Below are 18,549 nucleotides of genomic sequence, written 5' to 3' on the forward strand. Positions count from 1 at the left end.
GGCATTGAGGGATACTCGGAGCGCTCGAGGGCGATGACCCTTGCCTATGCCGCTTCCCGCGGGAAGAAACCGATCGTCGTGGACCTGCGCGCGGAGGGCGTGCCGATTCCCGAAGCGTCCAGGCGGGCGCGCAAGGAGGAGTGCTCCGTATGCGGCACGGTGAAGCGATATTTCTTCAACCGTATTGCGGCGGATAGTGGGTTCACTGCCGTCGCCACGGGGCACAACCTCGACGACGAGGCGGCGCGTCTTCTGGGAAACCTGCTGCACTGGGACGACGGCCACCTTTCCCGCCAGCATCCCCTGCTCCCCGAGTCGGAAGGCGGGCTCGTTCGGAAGGTAAAGCCCCTGTGGCGTGTGAGCGAGGTTGAAACGGCGTCTTACGGATTCCTGAAGGGTATCGATTTCGTGACCGAGGAATGCCCGATGAGCGAAGACGCTACCTCCCTCGTCTACAAGGAAGCCCTCTCCCTCATCGAAGAGGCGATGCCCGGCACCCGCCGCCGCTTCTACCAGGGCTTCCTCAAAAACAGGGACGTTCTTAAAAACTTCGTCGAAAACGGGAAAGACAAAAACGGGGACGTTCCTGAACTTTTTAACGTTCACTTGGGTTTTCCAAGAAAAAACCAGAGTCCGCCGGATCAAGATATCGATGGCAGGTCGCGCAAATGCATAACCTGCGGCGCCCCGACCTATGCTGAAACCTGTAGCTATTGCCGCCTGAAGGAGACGGTTGCCAAAGCCCGGAGACGAACCGAAAAAAAATCCGGCTAATAAAAATCCAGGAGAAAACATGGCAGGCCGACATCCGAGAGGGCCGTTGCAGGCAGGCGAAGATATCATCCTGATCGATCCGAAAGGCGAGGAGCATCTTCTGACGCTCACTCCGGGAAAACCGTTCGGAACTCATAAGGGAAACATCCTTCACGACGACATAATCGGCAAACCGGACGGAAGCATCGTTTGGACTGCGAGGGGAACCGCATATCGTGTATTCCGCCCCACGTTCAACCAATACATCCTCAACCTCAAGCGCCACGCACAGATTATCTATCCCAAGGATATCGGGCCGATCCTCCTTTGGGCGGACATTTTCCCCGGGGCAACGGTGATCGAAGCCGGTATCGGATGGGGAGCGCTGACGATCAAGTTACTCGAAGCTGTCGGTCCCGCGGGACGAGTCGTCTCTTACGAAATCAGGGAGGATTTCGCGGAGAGCGGGAAAAGGACCGTAACGAGATTTTTGGGAGATTGCCAAAATCTCGAAGTCAAGGTGCGGGACATTTACTCCGGTATCGAGGAAAAGGAGGTGGATCGGATCGTACTCGATCTGCCGGAGCCGTGGCGGGCCGTCGAGCATGCCGTCGCGGCGCTGGTTCCGGGTGGAATCGTGCTGTCCTATCTTCCGTCCACGATCCAGGTGAAGCAGATGGTCGATCGCCTTGCAGAACAGGGATCCTTCAGCGAACCTGAAGTATTCGAAGTGATTCACCGTCCCTGGCACGTCAAAGGCCTGTCTGTCCGACCCGTCCAGTGGATGTTCTCTCACTCGGCCTTCATCATCACAAGCCGGAAAATTCAATAACTCATTTTCAAAAACAGGGACGTTCTTAAAAACTTCGTCTCTCGGATTTCTTCGTTTTTAGAAGATAACTCGCGCTGGATTCCGAAATTCCAAGCCATCGAGCCAATTTTACAACCGGGAAATTCAATTCCTTCTTGCACATGTTAAGCAATTCCCTTCTGGCATTGACCTCACAATATCTTCTTCCTCCATCCATGATTATTTCCGCAGGAACTCCGGTTTGTGCAGATACATGACGCAATATTTCACAAAATACTTCCGGGGGTTTCCCATCATCATTGAATCGGGTAGTTGCATTATCGACCTCTCCGAATAAATTGCGCTTTTCTCTCTCGATACAACCATTCCCTGCGGAATATATCGTGTATCCGAATTCGACAAACTTACGGTATTCAATCTTCCAGTTTTCCCGGCCTCCATCAGAAAATAAACTCTCCAAGGTTTCGAAATCCATCCAACCTGCGGAATCAGACAATAGTTCCTCGTGTCCTGTCCATGGATATTTCGCAAGATCCTCAATTGAATGGACAAGGCCAGACCTGACTGGATTCAGATGTATATAACGGATTGCAGCAAGCAAATGGGATTCCTTAATGATGTGTCGGGATTTGTATCGGTTTTGAAAAAGATGTCCCGCACGCATGTGTCTGTCATTGAAATATAGGGAATATCCTGTCAGCAAACATCGCATGAAGAACGGAAGATTTCCACCATCACTGATGACGAGAAAATGAAAATGATTCTCCATCAAAGCCCAAGCAATGCAACGAACTTTCCATCTGGGTACGTTTGACAAAACACGTTGTAGGAAAACCGTCCGGTCCCAATCATCGAAAAATATTTTTCGCTTCTCGATTCCACGTGCGTAAACGTGATGAACCGCTCCGGGGAAATCGACCCTTGGGCTTCTTGACATGTTGAAATAACAATCAATAATCGGGCCATTCATAAAACAGAGACAAGCATGGGGTAAATCTAAGGGGGAAATATACCTTTAAGCACGGAACTTTTTAAGAACGTCCCTGTTTTGGGGGTTGGAAATTGCGGAAAAAATCGAAGGTATGGGAAAGACCGACCGAAAAGCCGACCTTCGGGGAGTAGCCTATCAGGTCCTTCGCAAGGGAAATATCGGCGAGGGAATCGCGTACGTCTCCAGTGCGCGAAGGCTCGAATTTCGGAGTGACACGCCGGCCCGCCAACCCGTAAATGATCTCGAGGATATCGAGGAGGGAGATCCGCTCTCCGCAGGCGATATTTACCACCTTCCCGCACGCGGAGGCAGGTGCTTTGCTTGCAAGAATGTTGGCTTCAATAACGTTGTCGACGTACGTGAAATCGCGTGTCTGGAGGCCATCCCCGTAAACCGTCGGGGGATTTCCGGACAGCACGGAAGTGATGAACCTGGGTATGACGGCAGCGTACGTCGATTTCGGATCCTGCTTCGGGCCGAACACGTTGAAATAACGCAGCGCCACCGTCTCCAACCCGTACACTTCATAGAAGATCCGCATGTAATGTTCGCCTGCGAGTTTCTGCAAGGCGTAGGGACTTTTGGGAGAGGGCTTCATAGACTCGCGCTTGGGAAGTTCGGGAGTGTCTCCGTAAGCGGATGAGGAGGCGGCGAAAACGACCCGCCGGACCCCGGCGTCCCTGGCGGCGACGAGAAGGTTGACCGTCCCTTCCACGTTGATCGAGTTCGAGAGAACCGGGTCCGCCACCGAACGGGGCACGGAGGGAAGAGCCCCCTGATGCAGGATATACTCGGTCCCCTCGCACGCCTTGCGTGTTGCAACCAGGTCACGCAGATCCCCTTCAAAAAGTTCAAACGAGCCGGCGAACCTCTCCGCGTATCCAGCAATGTTTTCACGTTTCCCGGTAAGGAAGTTGTCCATGATCCGGACCTTGTGCCCTGCCGCAAGCAACGCTTCGGTCAGATTGGACCCGATGAATCCCGCCCCGCCGGTTACGAGATAATTCATGATCGATCGCCTGTATCGTCAATATTATTTACGATAACAAAATACATATCCGCACCCCCGTACAAAAAGTCAAGGAACGTCCCCATTTTTAAGGAAAAGCTCAGGAACGTCCCCGTTTTTAGGTATTCATAGCTTGATGATGTTGTCGCCGGTGTAGCCCTTCAGGGCGTTTCGGGTGTCGACGACCGCCTTGGATTCGCGGGCGATCAGTTCCCGGTCGAACTGTTCATGGTCGGTCACCAGCACCACGCAATCGGCCTTCCGCAGTGTGGCGGCCGAAAACTTCTCTCCCTTCATGCGGATCCCGTGCTCGTTCAGCTCCGGAACGAACGGATCGCTGTAGGAAAGGATCGCGCCCTTCTTCATCAGGAGCTGCAGGATGTCCAGCGCCGGGGACTCCCTCACGTCGCTTATGTTCTTCTTGTAGGCGACGCCGAGGACCAGGATCTTCGCCCCGTTTATCGATTTCCTGAACCGGTTGAGCGCGTCGCCGACCTTCCCGACGACGAAATGCGGCATTTGCGCGTTGATCACTCCCGCCAGCTCGATGAAGCGCGACTCGAAGCCGAACTGTTTCGCCTTCCACGACAGGTAGAACGGGTCCAGCGGGATGCAGTGGCCGCCTATCCCCGGCCCCGGGTAGAACGGCATGAACCCGAACGGTTTTGTCTTCGCCGCGTCGATCACCTCCCAGACGTCGATCCCCATGCGGTCGCACATGAGCGCGATCTCGTTCACCAGCCCGATATTCACCGAGCGGAAGGTGTTCTCCAGCAGCTTGACCATCTCCGCGACCGACGAGCAGGAGACCGGATGGACGTTCTGAAGCACGCCGCCGTAAAGCGTCGCCGCCATCTTCGAGCACTTCGGCGTAACGCCTCCGACCACTTTGGGGATGTTCTTCGTCGTGTACTGGGCGTTTCCGGGGTCCACACGCTCCGGCGAAAACGCCAGGAAAATGTCCCGCCCGACCTTGAACCCCTTCTGCTCGAACATAGGCACGAGCACCTCGTCGGTCGTCCCGGGATAGGTGGTGCTTTCCAGGACGATGAGCATGTCCTTGTGGAGGTACTTCACTACCTGTTCCGCCGCATTGACGATATAGGAAAGATCGGGGTCCTTCGTCTTGCGAAGCGGAGTGGGAACGCAGATATTCACGGTGTCGGCCTCCGCCAGCGCCGAGAAATCGGTGGTCGCGCGAAGGAGACCGGCCTCCACTGCCGCGGCGATGGATTCGGACGGGATGTCTCCGATGTACGATTTCCCGGCCCGTATCGTGCGGACCTTCACTCCGTCCACGTCGATGCCGATCACCTGAATGCCGGCGTCCGCATACTCCACCGCGAGGGGCAGTCCCACGTACCCCAGGCCGATCACCGCCGCCGTGAAATTCTTTCTCTTCAGCCGTGAAAGCAGGTTCCCACGGGCAATCGCCGCTGTCATCCATTCACCTCCGTATGTCGGTCCGGATTAGATAATATATCGGATTTTTCCTTTACGGGCTTTAGTTTCCCTCGCGTTATCCCACGCTTTACTCACCCCGCCGATGGGTTTGAAACCGAAAACCGGATCTTGAATCAAAGAAAAGGAATTCGCGGTTTTTCCGATCAGCGCAATCAAACGTCACAAGAAAGGGGAGCCAGGGCATGTATCCGGTGTGGGAAGTGCCCAGCCTGAGCGCGGGGGTCCTGTTGGGCCTTATCGCGGCGTTTCACATGCTGCCGTCGCACCTGTCGACGAGCGCGATGTGGTTCAACATCTACGTGGAAACGAAAGCGTACCGGGAAAATCGGCCCGAGCTCCTGGAATTCATTCGAAAATACACCTTAATGATACTTGTTTTTGCTTACGTCCTCGGCTCGCTGAGCGGCGTCGGCATCTGGTACGCGGCGACCGTCGCGAACCCCAGAGGGATATCCGGACTGATCCACAATTACGTGTGGGGATGGGCGACAGAATGGGTCTTCTTCATCATAGAGGTCGTCGGCATCTTCACCTATTACTACACGTTCGGCAAGGTGGACCGGAAGACCCACCTCAAGATCGGCTGGATCTTCGCGATCGGCTCATGGACGACGATGATCATCATAGTCGGCATCCTGGCCTTCATGGCCTCGCCGGGGAAATGGCCCGCGACGGGAAATTTCTTCGACGGTTTCTTCAACCAGACGTACTGGCCCCAGCTTCTGATGAGGACCTCCCTGATGTTCGCCATCGCCGCGACTTACGCTATCGCGGTTGCGACCAAACTTTCCGATGATGCCGCAAAGTCCTTCATCATCAGGACGGCGTCAAAGTGGGGCATCGGCGGGCTGGTCCTGGGGAGCGTCTTCACGCTGCTATATATAAAAACCCTTCCCGCCGCCGCCGGAAACGTTCTGGGCATGGCGTCGTTCCTGCTGCCGGGCCTGAAAACGGGGATGCTCGTTTCGCTCGGATTGCTGATCCTTTATTTCGTCTACGCGAATTTCAAGCCCCTTACGCTCAGGCTGATCCCCGCGATCCTCGCCATCGCAGTCCTTTTCGGAGGGATCTGGTCGATCGAACGGACCCGGGAAATGATCCGGAAACCGTACGTGATCCAGCAGTACATGTATTCGAACCAATTGATAGGCCACGATTTCCCGGCGAAGCAGGTGGTGGCCGAGACGAAGGCGATCAGCGAAAAAGGGATTCTCAAGGTTTCGCCCTACGTGCCGGACGGGTTGAGGGAAGTGACTGAAGGCAACAAGCTGGAAGCGGGCAAGTTGACCGCCCTGATACTCTGCTCCTCTTGCCATACGCTCGACGAATCCGGTATCAGGCCGATGCCGCAGATGATCAGGAGAATGGAGTTCAAGCCGCACGCAGAGGCGGCGACGGAGATCGGCGAGATCGCGGGGTTCATCGACACTCTCGGCGATTATCAGTACATGCCTCCATTCGCGGGGAGCGCGGCGGAGAAGGAAGCATTGGCTGCCTACTTGTATACGATCTCCCGGATCAAGTGAGGAGGGAACCATGGAAATCGGAGCCGTGCTGAAGACGTTGCAGGACCCGATGGGTGTGCCGTTCTACCCGGCAGTGTTCCAGGCGCTCATGGTGCTGACGTTCGCTCTTCATATAGTGCTCGTGAACCTGACGATAGGCTCTTCCTTCCTCTCGGTTTACGGCTATCTGAGAAACGACGAACGCTGGAAACGACTATCAGGATCTTTGGCGAAGGCGGTTACGATCAACGCCTCGATGTCCATTCTCCTCGGGGTCGCTCCGTTGCTGTTCGTACAGGTCCTGTACGATCCGTTCTGGTACTCGTCCAACCTTCTTTCCGCAGCATGGGTCATGGGCTTCCTGGTTATCATGGCGCTTGCGTATGGCTTTGCCTACATCTTCTACCTCGGCGGGAAAAAACCCGGAAAAGGAGCGGGCTTCGCCGCGTACGGAATTGCATCGTTCGCTTTCTTCCTTCTCGCAGGCGTTATCATGCATGTCCTCGGATACCAGCTCCTTCAGCCCGATAAATGGCTTGCGTGGTACGCGAAGGGCAACTCGGTCGACACCTCCGGGACATCCCTGCATGCGTTCCAGCTGCCGAGGTTCCTGCACTTCATCGTTCCGTCCTTCGCCATGACGGGGATTTTCCTCATGCTGTACTCGTGGTATTTCAAGAACCGGGAGGACATGGACAGTGAGTATCTGGCGTGGGTCGGAAACATGGGGGCCCGGATGGCGCTGTTCTTCACAGCAATCCAGGCGATCGTTGGCGCCTGGTGGCTTCTCGTCCTTCCCGCGGAATTCCGATTCGCGTCGAACCCGTTATTCGCGGCGGGAGCGTTGCTCGGCGCCGGCCTTCTGATTTTCCTCTATTTCGCGCAGAAAGACCCGGCACGATTCGCCGTGCCGGCAGGCATGGCCGGACTGGCTGCCGTCCTGGGGATGTCCGCCACGAGAGAAGCGCTCAGGATGAAGTATGCAGGGCGCTTCGCCTACTCCATTTTCGACTACAAGGTCAACCTGGACTTCGGAAGCACGGCTCTGTTCCTGGCGACCTTTGTCATGGGGCTGGTGATCGTATCGTATCTTCTTGCAGTCGCGTTCCAGTCGGGAAGAGTTGCGGGACCTTATGAGGCGAGCCCCTCGCTCCAGAAACTTGGAAAGGCCGGCATCGCCCTGCTTCTACTGTGGATCGTAGTTGTGGCCGGGCTGGGGGTCGTCATCACGGTGAGAAACTTCCTGTGATGAACATGTAGACGGCTTTGCCGCGAGGTCCCGTTTGCTCACGAGACCCCGCGACAGCGTTTCACCTACGCGGATTTCAGCTTTTTGATCTCAGCGATCAACTCGGGCACCGCCTTGAACAGGTCGGCCACCAGACCGTAGTCCGCCACCTGGAAGATCGGCGCCTCCTCGTCCTTGTTGATGGCGACGATCACCTTGGAGTCCTTCATTCCGGCAAGGTGCTGGATGGCGCCGGAGATCCCGAGCGCGAAGTAGAGTTCCGGGGCGACGATCTTACCCGTCTGTCCCACCTGCCAGTCGTTGGGGGCCCACCCGGCGTCCACCGCCGCGCGCGATGCCCCGATCGCACCGCGGAACAGGTCGGCGAGCTCTTCTACCAGTTTGAAATTCTCCTGGGCCTTGATGCCGCGCCCCGCGGAGATGACGACCCGCGCTTCGGTGAGCTCCGGACGCTCGGATTTCGTCTCCTGCCGCGAGACGAAGGCGCTGCCGCCCGCGTCCGCCGCCACGCTCACCGATTCGACCGGCGCCTTTGCGCCGCTCTGAGCAGCCGCGTCGAACGCCGTCTGCCTAACCGTTAAGAGCAGCGGGGAGCCGGAAAGTTCCACCGTCGCGATCGCGTTTCCGGCGTACATCGGCCGCTTTACAAGGAGTTTCTCCCCTTCCTTCGCAAGCCCGACGATATCGCTCGCAAGCGGCGCGTCGAGCAGCCCCGACAGGCGCGGCATGAAGTCCTTTCCGAAGGTGGAAGCCGGGGCGAAGACTGCGCCGTACCCTTTTTCCCTTACGACCTGCTCCACAGCCGGCGCAAATGTCACAGCCAGGTACTTTGCGAATGCAGCTCCATCGCCGATGAGTACTTTCCGAACTCCATGGCTGGCCACCGTGTCCGCAACGGAAGCGGCGCCACTTCCGAGGACCAGCGCGTCCACTTCTCCTCCCGACATCTCTGAATACGTCTTCGCCGCCGTGATCGTCGACAGGGTGGTCTTCTTGAACGCCCCTTCCTGATGCTCCACGACAACCAGTATGTCCGCCATTTCAGCTACCCTCCTCCTCAAAATCAGGGACACTCTCAAGAACAGGGACGAACCTAAAAACGGGGACGTTCCTGAGTTTTTTCAAATAAATGTGGTAAAAAAAAACTCAGGAACGTCCCCGTTTTTAGGTTCGTCCCTGTTTTTGTCACAGGACTTTAGCTTCGTTCTTGAGCTTGTTCACCAGCTCGGCGACATCGGCCACCCTCCGGCCTCCCGCCCGCTCCTTGGGAGGCGCGAGGGAAAGAACACGGACCTTGGGCGCGGCATCCACCCCAAGCGAAGCGCCGGGGATAACCTTAAGTTCTTTCTTTTTCGCCTTCATGATCCCGGGGAGAGATGCATAGCGGGGCTCGTTCAGCCGCAGGTCGGTCGTCACGACTGCTGGCAGCGGAACCTCGATCGTCTCCAGCCCGCCGTCCACCTCCCGAGTTACGTGCGCCTTTTTTCCGTCCGACACGAGTTCCACTTTCGATGCGAAAGTCGCCTGTGGCCAGGAAAGGATTGCCGCAAGGATCTGTCCCACCTGGTTGTTGTCGTCGTCGACCGCCTGCTTTCCCATCAGGACCAGGTCGGGCTTCTCCAGCTCGACTGCCTTCGACATGAACTTGGCGACTGCCAGGCTATCCAGGCCTTTCCCGGTCTCCACCAGTATCGCGCGGTCCGCCCCCATAGCAAGCGCCGTGCGGATCTGCTGCTCTCCATCCTTCGGCCCGACGGATAGAATCACCACCTCGCCGCCCTGCTTCTCCTTTATCCTCAACCCTTCCTCGACAGCGATTTCGCAGAACGGGTTGATCACCATTTTCACGTTGTCCAGGACGACCCCGCTGCCGTCCGGCTTTATCTTCACCTTCTCGTCCGGGTTGGGGACGGGCTTGATCGCCACGATAATCTTCAATCCGCACCTCCTGCATTGCGCGATTCGCATTGCTGTGTGGAACAGGGGGATGATACCGAAAAGAAGAGCCGGGAATCAACTAAAAAATGAATGGCTATTCAGTAAGCAGAAAGGGAAGGAAGAGGGGAAGGAAAGCCGAAGCGAGGGCGCCCGCGCCGCCGCCCGCGGTGTCCGAGACCCAGTCCAAAACGTCCATCGATCGCCCCGGGATCCAGTGCTGATGGATTTCGTCGACCGCGCCGACTATAGACGCGAAAACAATGCCGGCCAGGATCGCCGCCCCCGTCCTGCGGCCGGATTCCCGCTGCCACAACGCGCAAAGGAACCCCATAACGCCGTAAAAAACGAAGTGGGCGATCTTGTCCAGGTAAGGCAGGGAGATATCCACTTGCGGATTCGGCAAGGAGGTCAGCATGAACGTGAACGCCACCCATAGGACGAGCAATGTGAGATAGATTCGTCTTCGGGCCATCACAAAAACAGGGACGTTCTTAAAAACTCTGCCGCACGATAATAGTTATTCATTTCAGGACGCAGTTCCAATTGTGCCGATTTATCTGATTTTTTCACATTCACCCACTCGACTTTTCAAGAACGTCCCTGTTTTTGTGCTCGACTTTTTAAGAACGTCCCTGTTTTTGTGGGCCGGATTTTGTGAGTCTTTTTTCCGACCCGGTTCTCGGGTCCGGTTTTTGAAGTCAGGCGCGGCCCCGGCGGGAGTACCACTGGTCGTAGAACTTCAAGTATTCGCCGGACTGCACGGCGCGCCACCAGGACTCGTTCTCCAGGTACCAGCGAACGGTTTCCCGCACTCCTTCCTCGAACGGTACTTCAGGGATAACTCCCAGCTCCCGGCGCGCCTTCGTGTCGTCTATCGCGTACCGGCGGTCGTGGCCGGGCCGGTCCGGCACGAACTTCATGAGCGACTCGGGCTTTCCTAAAAATGAAAGGAGCATCTTCGTGATCTCGATGTTCGTCCGCTCGTTGCCGCCGCCAATATTGTAGACCTCCCCGGGACGTCCGCGCATGAGCACAGCCTCGATGGCGCGGGAGTGGTCGTCCACGTGGATCCAGTCGCGGACGTTCATGCCGTCTCCGTACACCGGCACCTGCCTGTTCTCCCGAAGCAGCGTGATGAAAAACGGGATCAGTTTCTCGGGGAATTGATACGGCCCGTAATTGTTAGAGCACCGCGTCACGATGGCGGGAAAACCGTACGTCTTGAACCATGCGCGGACGAGGAGATCCGCCGCCGTCTTGCTGGCCGCGTACGGGGAGTTCGGGTGAAGTGGCGATTCCTCCGTGAACTTCCCTTGCGGTCCCAGCGAGCCGTAGACCTCATCGGTGGAAATCTGGATATAGCGGGCGATCCCCCCATTGCGCGCGGCTTCCAGCAGGGTCTGTGTTCCCAGAACGTTCGTCTTCAGGAACAGCGACGGATCGTCGATGCTGCGGTCGACATGCGTTTCCGCTGCGAAGTTGACCATGGCATCGGGCTTTTCGACCGACAGGATCTCCCCGATGCGAGCAGCGTTGCAGATATCCTCACGGTAAAATCGATACCGCTCGTCATCTTCCAGCTCTTTCAGATTTGCCGGATTCCCCGCGTAGGTGAGCTTGTCGACGTTTACGACCCGCCAGTCCTCGTGCGCGCCGAGTATGTACCGGATAAAGTTGGAGCCGATGAACCCGGCTCCTCCCGCGACCATGAGCTTCAGGCCGTTCTCCTTCATCCGTCTTTCCTCTCCCATGAGTACGGTATGTCGTTCTTGTGGGGATCGACCCGGAATTCGTCGGGCTCCTTATAATTGTACGTCTCCGTGGGGATGTTGATGAGGAGCGCCTCCTCCGTGCCTATCGCCTTGAAACCGTGGTAAACCAGCGGAGGGATGACGAGAAGCACCGGCCGATGCTCCCCCAGGAAGAACTCGTTCACCTCTCCCTTCGTCGGTGATCCGTCGCGGGAATCGTAGAGCACCACCTTCATCATCCCCTTGACGACGCAAAAGTGGTCCGTCTGGACCCTGTGATAATGCCAGGCTTTTACGACCCCGGGGTACCCGGTCGTGAGATAAACCTGGCCGAATTTACTGAAGAACGCGTCGTCCGCCCGCATGATTTCCATCAGCCGCCCGCGCTCGTCCGGGATCACCTTGAGCTGCTTGATCGTGACTCCGTCGATCATTTTCCGCTCCTCGATCGCGATAAAAAGCTCAGGAACGTCCCTGTTTTTAAGTGTTCGCCATTACGGGAGGGTTATCCCGGAGTAGTCGCCCAACATGAATTGGTAAGCACGGGGCTGGCCGTTCCCGGGACGTATTACCACGTTCCGTCCAAGGAGCGAATCTATGATACGTGCGCCCTCGCCCTCCACCATGCAACCTTCCAGGATTATGCTGTGCTCCACCTCCACGCCCCGGATCGTGCATCCGCCTGCGATCGAAGTGAACGGCCCCACGTAGGAATCGACGATTCGCGTGCCCGGCCCCACCACTGCAGGGCCCCGTATGACGCTGTTCTCCACCACCACGCTCTCGGCGAGCGACACCTTGAACTCCACGCGGCTTTTCGAATCGATCCGCCCGAGATGACTGTCCCCGATCCCGTCGAGGACCATCCGGTTCGCTTCAAGGATGTCTTCGAGCTTTCCCGTGTCCTTCCACCAGCCGGTGACCAGGTGCGGCCGCACCGTATACCCGTTGGAAACCAGCCACTGGATCGCATCGGTGATTTCGAGCTCGCCGCGCCAGGACGGCCTGATCTCCTTCACCGCCTTGAACACGTTGGGATCGAAGAGGTACACGCCGACGAGCGCCAGGTCCGAGATGTATTCCTTCGGCTTCTCGACGAGCCGCACCACCTGCCCTTCCCGAAGCTCCGCAACACCGAACTGGTTCGGGTTTTTCACTTTCGTGAGAAGGATCTGACAGTTGGTCGGATTCTCGCGGAACTCCCGCACGATCGAGGTGACCCCGTCCCGCAGGAGGTTGTCGCCCAGCACCATGATGAAGCGATCGTCTTTAAGAAAAGGCTCCGATATCATCACGGCGTGGGCAAGTCCCGCGGGCGCGTCCTGCTCGATGTACGTGGCCTTGATGCCGAACCGGCTGCCGTCCCCCACCGCGTTGAGGATCTCCGCTTTCGTGTCCCCTACCACTATTCCTACGTCGGTAACTCCCGCCTCGGCGAGCTGCTCCAGGCAGTAGAAAAGGACCGGCTTGTTCGCGATCGGCAGAAGCTGCTTGGCGCTCGTGAAGGTAATCGGCCGCAGCCGCGTCCCCTTCCCACCGCTGAGCACGAGACCCTTCATTCGCCCTCCTTACACCTATAAACAGGGACGTTCCTTAACTTTTTTATCACCATCAGCCCGAAAAGTTGGATAACATCCCCAAGCCATTTGAATCGACACATATCAATACTTTTAAAAACCCGAAAAAAACTCAGGAACGTCCCCGTTTTTAAGTAACGTGGGATTCGACGGCTTTGCGGCCGATGGAATGGTACAGGAAGCCGCGCTCCTTCATCTTTTTCGCGTCGTAGATGTTGCGGCCGTCGAAGATCACCGGCTGCCGCATCAGGTTCTTCATCAGCCCGAAATCAGGCTTGCGGAACTCGTTCCACTCGGTGACGAGGATCAGCGCGTCGGCCCCCTGCAATGCCCCATAGGAAGATTCCGCGTACTCGATCCGGTCTCCGTACCGCTGCCGCGCCCCCTCCATTGCCTCGGGATCGAAAACGATCACCGACGCCCTCGCCGCCAGAAGCGAATCCAGTATGTGGAACACCGGCGCCTCGCGCGTGTCGTCCGTGTTCGGCTTGAACGCGATTCCCCAGATCGCCACGCGAAGGCCTTCGAGCTTTCCCTTGAAATGCTTCTCCATCTTGCGGAAGAATTTCTTCCGCTGCTCCTGGTTGATATCCTCGACCGACTGGAGGATGGAAAGCGGCGTCCCCACATCGCGCGCGGTCTTCAGAAGCGCCTTCACGTCCTTGGGCAGGCACGACCCGCCGTACCCAAGCCCCGGAAACAGGAACTTGCTTCCGATCCGCGAATCCGATCCGATCCCCTGCCGGACCTTGTCTATGTCCGCGCCGACGGCCTCGCAGAAGTTCGCAAGGTCGTTCATGTAGGAGATCTTCATCGCCAGGAAAGAGTTCGCCGCATATTTCGTCACCTCGGCGCTCTTCTCGTCCATCACGATGACCGGGTTCCCCGCGGGAATGAACGGCTCGTAAAGATCCTGGAGGATATCGATCGCCCGCTGGTTGCCGCTGCCGATAACGACGCGCTCGGGCCGCAGGAAATCCTCCACCGCGAACCCCTCGCGCAGAAATTCCGGATTGGACACGACGTCGAACTCGAACACGTTATCCAGATGGCTGCGGATCGCCGCGTCCACCTTTTCGCTCGTTCCCACCGGGACGGTGCTCTTGTCCACGATCACCTTGTATCCCGCGCCGGGATTACGCGCCAGGATCTTCCCGATGTCGTCCGCCACCTGGAGGATGTATTTCAGGTCGGCCGAGCCGTCTTCCCCCGGCGGCGTCGGCAGGCAGAGGAAGATCACGTCCGCGCGGAGGACCGATTCCTCCAGGTTCCCGGAGAACCGGATCCTTCCTTTTTTCAGGTTCCGCTGGTAGATTTCCTCAAGCCCGGGCTCGTAGATCGTCACGTGCCCCGAGGTGAGCTTCTCAACGATTTTCGGATTGATATCCACGCAGTGGACATCGTTGCCCCGTTCCGCGAGGCATACACCCGTAACCAGACCGACGTATCCCGTTCCGACGATTGCGACATTCATCTATTCCTGCTCCATATCCTCAAGGTTCATAAACCTTTTTAAAATACCTTATTGCGGGGATGTTAGCATTAGGGAATTGAGTATGAAACCGACGCTGTCCATTGCGGTTTTCCTTTCGATCTCGATCGCCGCGACACTCGCGTTCGGGCAGGAGATCCGGGCCGCCGCGCTCGGCGGGGTTGCACATCCCGGCACCTATGCGCTTTCGAAAGGGACCCGCCTCTCTTCCCTTATCGAGCGGGCAGGCGGATTCGCGGACGGCTCGCGGCCGTCGGACGCTTCGCTGACGCGGAATTCCATCAAAGCCGCACGAAAGAATGCACTCCTGGACCTTATCGCCAAGGTGGAGGCGGAGGCCCTGGCCGATCCCGGCGAGGAAGGGCCGAAACGCGCGTTTATCGAATACCTGTCCAGGATCGAGCCGTCGGGAAGGACGAAAGTCAGCCTTTCGCATCTGCGACTGCTCAAAGGAAGCGAACGGGACCTCCTTGTCGAAGACGGCGACACGCTCTTCATCCCTGCGGAGAAAGCGCCGGTGACCGTCGCGGGCTCGGTCCGGAACAAAGATCACCTCGCATTCCCGCACTCGGAGAAAGCGGATTATTCGCATTACATTCGCATGGCGGGAGGATATTCGGAGCGGGCGGACAAGGAACGCATCTACCTCATGAAGGGGGACGCCGCTGCCGTTCCCCTTGCGCACAAGTGGATCCGGTGGAACCCGGCGCAATCCCGATGGGAAATTTCCGCCTTCACGGGGAATGCCCCCCGGATCGAGCCGGGAGACACGATCGTGGTTCCGTCGATGCCGGCTCCCGGTACGTGGGCCCACGGAGTGAAAAACCTTCCCGACCTGCTCATGCGGATCACCGCGATAACGGAAACGATCGTCGAGGCGCCGTGAACCGAAGCCCGGCGCCGCATATCCTTCCGATCCGGAGACGAAAATGCCGGTTGAAGGCGTTCGGCGGGAAGACACGCACCGCCGCCCTATCCGCAGTCGTTCTTCTCGCCATCCTTCTTCAGACGCTGGCCGCGGCGACACCCGCCGCCGGGGGAGACGAACCGTTCACTTATCCTTCCAACCTGGGACTGACCGGCCTCCTCGAAACGCCGACGGCAAGGGTGATGAAGGAAAACCGGTACCGCGTCGGGGCGAGCTGGGCGCACCCTTACCGAACGTATTTCGGCGCCGTCGGGATCTTCCCCCGCATCGAGATCAGCGGCAGGATCACGGAAGTGATCGAAGCTCCCGTCCCGAACGACCCCGTCAGGACGAAAAACTACAAGGACAAGGCGGTCGACATAAAGCTCCAGATCCTGCCCGAAGGGAAATATTCTCCTGCGATCGCGGTTGCGCTCCTGGACCCGCATGGCACACGCCTGTTCGCTTCCCAGGCGATAGTCGCCTCAAAGCAGATCTACCCGTTCGATTTCAGCATAGGGATCGGTAACGGCAGGTATGGCAGGAGGGCATTGCCGGGGCAGGGCGAGGGGCTGGGAATCGAACTGATCGGAAAACCGAGGGAGTGGTTGAAGGACGCGCAGGCGTTCGGCGGGATCCAGTTCGCGCCGACAGAATCGTTCGCCCTCGTGGCGGAATACAGTTCCATCCGTTACCACCTTCAGACCGGGGACTTCGCCCAGCAGAAATATTTCCAGGATCCTGTGCCGTCTCCCTTCAACTTCGGCGTTAGATGGAAGCCGGTCCGGTGGGCGGAAATCGACGCTTCCTGGCAACGCGGGAACCAGGCCGTCGTGGCTGCTTCCGTGGCTTTCGACATCGGGAAGCCGCTCGTTCCGATCTACGATCATCCGTACCGCGAACCGGCGGAACTGCGGCGGTTTTCCAGCTCGGCCCGCATCGCAGCGGCGCTGGGCGAATCCGGCTTCAGTGACATAGGAGTGGATACTGACGGCATGACCCTGCACGTGGAAGTTCAGAACGACAGGTACTATTTCAATCCCCGCGCCATCGCGGTCATCATCGAGGCGATCGCACCGATGATCCCCGGAGAAGTCGAATACGTTCGCATAATGCTCAAAGAGAACGGCATCCCGCTGGTCGAATTCGTGACCACCGCCCGAGGGATCGCGGGCCTGAGCGCCGGCGAAATCTCCACGTCGCGCTTCCTTTCGTTATCCGCGTTCCTCACGGATGCGAGCGAGGCCTACATGAAAAAAACGGAACGGAGGCAGTGGTTCTCCTACGGCGCCAAGCCGTCCCTCGAAACGTTCCTCAACGATCCTTCGGGTTACGTGAAATACCGCTTCGGCATTCTGGGATGGCTGCACGCCTACCCATGGAAAGGAGGGTCCGCAATTCTTGGCGTGGAGGGGTATCCGGTCAACACCGCCTCCCTGTCGACGACACCCCTTTCGATTCCGGTCAGAAGCGACATCTCCGCGTACAAAAGAGAGGAGGCGACCCTCGGGAGACTGATGTTCGAGCAGATCGTCAAGGCTCCGTACCCCGCATACGGAAAAATTTCGGGGGGGCTGCTCGAGGTCGAGTACGCCGGCGTCGACGGCGAAATGGCGATTCCACTGCTCCGCGGCAGGGCGTTCGCAGGGATCGGAGGAAGCTTCGTGAAAAAGCGGGACCCGGGCTATCCATTCCGCCTGACAGGGGAAGAACGTTTCCACACTACCTTCCTCAACGCTCGGATCAACGTTCCGGAATATGACGTACATTTCGACATCAAGGCGGGAAGATTCCTCGCGGGCGACAAAGGGGCCAGGTTTACCTTCACGAAAACCATAAACGGGGTGTCACTGTCGGCGTGGTACAGCGTCACCGATACGTCGATCTTCAGCGACAGCCTCAATCGCGGATATAACGACAAGGGTATATCAGTCGATATCCCCATCCGCTTGTTCACGGGACACGATTCGAAAACGTCTTACAGGTATGCCATATCTCCCTGGACCAGGGACGTTGCACAGGATGTGGACCATTATAGAACATTGTTCGATTTGATGGGCGGGAGCGCGGGCGTCCGCCTTGACAAAGAGTTGGAAACCGTGTATAAAGCACAGAGGTAACTTATTAACTTAAAAAGGAATTTTATGAGCCGCGCAGCAGGAAATATCTCATTTCGGGTACTCGTCGCCATTCTTTCCATCACGGCTTTCCTTATGGTTTCACAGGGAGCCGTAACTAATTCGCTGGCTGCGGAATGGGAGCTTTGGCCCAAGGGAAGAGGGATAACCGGGCCGGAGGGTGAACCAATCCAAAAGACGGAACCTCCGGCAGCGAAACCTGAGACCCCGCCAGCGAAACCCGAGACTCCTGCGGCAAAAGCGGCAGCCAAGGCGGGAGAAGACGCGGGAAAAACCGTGGCTGCGGGAACCACAACGGGCACTATCGGCAAAGTTGCGCTGATCGGCGCCGGACTTCTCGCCATCGGTCTTGCGGTGGGAGGCGGAGGTGGGGGGGGGACAACGTCGCCCACGAGTTGCCCGCAATAACTTTCGTTCCACCGAACCTCATATGACCAGGACCGTTAGCCGTAACGTGTTCCTGCGAATTGCGATCGCGGCGCTTTTCCTGATGTCGCCGATCTCCTTCCTGCATCCGGGCATCCAGGCAGGCTATCCCGACGACTCATTGGAGAAAATCCTCGCCTCCACGGAATCCCTGTTCAAGGCTATGCGAGAGAAGAACTACCCGGCAATCTGGGCGGGGTTGTCCGTCGAATCCCGGAAAGTCATTATGGAGGAAGCCGGGAAGGCTATTGAAAAATCCACAGGCGAAAAGGTCCCGGATGAGGAACTCCTGCGCGATTTCCTGGAAGGAGGGCCGGTCGCGGAAGGATACTGGACCGGGTTCCTGAAAAATTTCGACCCTGTCATCGTGCTGGAAAAAAGCAGGTGGGAAAAAGGGCGGATGGAAGAAAACCGCGCGGAAATCCTGCTGACTTACAAAGCTTCGGATAAACCGGCGGTGCTCAAGCTCTTCCGGGAGGACGGCGCCTGGAAGGTGGGGCTTGTGGAGACCTTCTGGGGGAGGTGAGTGACCGCTTCA

General features: G+C 57.6%; 17 protein-coding genes. 7 read left to right on the forward strand and 10 right to left on the reverse strand.

Going from position 1 to position 18,549, the window contains the following annotated elements; translation table 11 throughout:
• Nucleotides 1–33 precede the first annotated feature (33 nt).
• Nucleotides 34–774, forward strand: a complete 741-nt coding sequence (locus HY896_02580) for an adenine nucleotide alpha hydrolase family protein (protein ID MBI5575231.1) — start codon at nt 34–36, stop codon at nt 772–774.
• 19 nt (nt 775–793) lie between these two features.
• Nucleotides 794–1,585, forward strand: coding sequence for a tRNA (adenine-N1)-methyltransferase (locus tag HY896_02585; protein ID MBI5575232.1), 792 nt, complete (start codon nt 794–796; stop codon nt 1,583–1,585).
• A 25-nt stretch (nt 1,586–1,610) separates the two neighbouring features.
• Here the strand turns inward: HY896_02585 and HY896_02590 are convergent, their stop codons facing one another.
• The 3 genes from HY896_02590 to HY896_02600 all read right to left on the reverse strand — a co-directional run bounded on the left by HY896_02590 (nt 1,611) and on the right by HY896_02600 (nt 5,007).
• Nucleotides 1,611–2,501, reverse strand: a complete 891-nt coding sequence (locus tag HY896_02590; protein ID MBI5575233.1) for a transposase — start codon at nt 2,499–2,501, stop codon at nt 1,611–1,613.
• A gap of 94 nt (nt 2,502–2,595) precedes the next feature.
• Nucleotides 2,596–3,564 (reverse strand): SDR family oxidoreductase, encoded by a 969-nt coding sequence (locus HY896_02595; protein MBI5575234.1) that lies wholly within the window; start codon nt 3,562–3,564, stop codon nt 2,596–2,598.
• Between the two features lie 126 nt (nt 3,565–3,690).
• On the reverse strand, nt 3,691–5,007 hold the full coding sequence (locus tag HY896_02600; GenBank protein ID MBI5575235.1) for a nucleotide sugar dehydrogenase: 1,317 nt from the start codon (nt 5,005–5,007) through the stop codon (nt 3,691–3,693).
• A 203-nt stretch (nt 5,008–5,210) separates the two neighbouring features.
• Here HY896_02600 and HY896_02605 point away from each other — a divergent pair, with 203 nt between their 5' ends.
• Nucleotides 5,211–6,554 carry a cytochrome C gene (locus HY896_02605; protein MBI5575236.1) on the forward strand — a complete coding sequence of 448 codons (1,344 nt, stop codon included), beginning with the start codon at nt 5,211–5,213 and terminating at the stop codon, nt 6,552–6,554.
• A 10-nt stretch (nt 6,555–6,564) separates the two neighbouring features.
• The gene (locus HY896_02610; protein ID MBI5575237.1) at nt 6,565–7,782 is read left to right on the forward strand and encodes a hypothetical protein; all 1,218 of its coding nucleotides are present in this window, start codon (nt 6,565–6,567) and stop codon (nt 7,780–7,782) included.
• A 65-nt stretch (nt 7,783–7,847) separates the two neighbouring features.
• Here HY896_02610 and HY896_02615 read toward each other — a convergent pair whose 3' ends face one another.
• The 7 genes from HY896_02615 to HY896_02645 form a co-directional block, all read right to left on the reverse strand.
• A complete protein-coding gene (locus tag HY896_02615) occupies nt 7,848–8,822 on the reverse strand; it encodes an electron transfer flavoprotein subunit alpha/FixB family protein (GenBank protein ID MBI5575238.1) in 975 nt (324 codons plus the stop codon).
• Nucleotides 8,823–8,967: 145 nt separating this feature from the next.
• Nucleotides 8,968–9,720, reverse strand: coding sequence for an electron transfer flavoprotein subunit beta/FixA family protein (locus HY896_02620; protein ID MBI5575239.1), 753 nt, complete (start codon nt 9,718–9,720; stop codon nt 8,968–8,970).
• A 94-nt stretch (nt 9,721–9,814) separates the two neighbouring features.
• The gene (gene vanZ, locus HY896_02625) at nt 9,815–10,192 is read right to left on the reverse strand and encodes a VanZ family protein (protein ID MBI5575240.1); all 378 of its coding nucleotides are present in this window, start codon (nt 10,190–10,192) and stop codon (nt 9,815–9,817) included.
• Nucleotides 10,193–10,418: 226 nt separating this feature from the next.
• Entirely contained in the window at nt 10,419–11,438 is a 1,020-nt protein-coding gene (rfbB, locus tag HY896_02630) for a dTDP-glucose 4,6-dehydratase (protein ID MBI5575241.1), read from the reverse strand.
• An 11-nt stretch (nt 11,439–11,449) separates the two neighbouring features.
• Nucleotides 11,450–11,905, reverse strand: a complete 456-nt coding sequence (locus tag HY896_02635) for a dTDP-4-dehydrorhamnose 3,5-epimerase family protein (protein MBI5575242.1) — start codon at nt 11,903–11,905, stop codon at nt 11,450–11,452.
• A 60-nt stretch (nt 11,906–11,965) separates the two neighbouring features.
• Complete coding sequence (locus HY896_02640; protein ID MBI5575243.1) at nt 11,966–13,030, reverse strand: glucose-1-phosphate thymidylyltransferase; 1,065 nt, start codon at nt 13,028–13,030, stop codon at nt 11,966–11,968.
• Between the two features lie 148 nt (nt 13,031–13,178).
• On the reverse strand, nt 13,179–14,522 hold the full coding sequence (locus tag HY896_02645) for a UDP-glucose/GDP-mannose dehydrogenase family protein (protein MBI5575244.1): 1,344 nt from the start codon (nt 14,520–14,522) through the stop codon (nt 13,179–13,181).
• An 82-nt stretch (nt 14,523–14,604) separates the two neighbouring features.
• Here HY896_02645 and HY896_02650 point away from each other — a divergent pair, with 82 nt between their 5' ends.
• The 3 genes from HY896_02650 to HY896_02660 all read left to right on the forward strand — a co-directional run bounded on the left by HY896_02650 (nt 14,605) and on the right by HY896_02660 (nt 18,537).
• Nucleotides 14,605–15,426: an SLBB domain-containing protein gene (locus HY896_02650; GenBank protein MBI5575245.1), complete on the forward strand. Its 822-nt coding sequence runs from the start codon at nt 14,605–14,607 to the stop codon at nt 15,424–15,426.
• Nucleotides 15,427–15,476: 50 nt separating this feature from the next.
• Nucleotides 15,477–17,567: a YjbH domain-containing protein gene (locus tag HY896_02655; protein MBI5575246.1), complete on the forward strand. Its 2,091-nt coding sequence runs from the start codon at nt 15,477–15,479 to the stop codon at nt 17,565–17,567.
• A 448-nt stretch (nt 17,568–18,015) separates the two neighbouring features.
• Nucleotides 18,016–18,537: a hypothetical protein gene (locus tag HY896_02660; protein MBI5575247.1), complete on the forward strand. Its 522-nt coding sequence runs from the start codon at nt 18,016–18,018 to the stop codon at nt 18,535–18,537.
• The last annotated feature ends 12 nt before the right edge of the window (nt 18,538–18,549 follow it).

It is taken from the genome of Deltaproteobacteria bacterium, assembly GCA_016218975.1.
Classification (GTDB): Bacteria; Desulfobacterota; Deferrimicrobia; order Deferrimicrobiales; family Deferrimicrobiaceae; genus JAENIX01.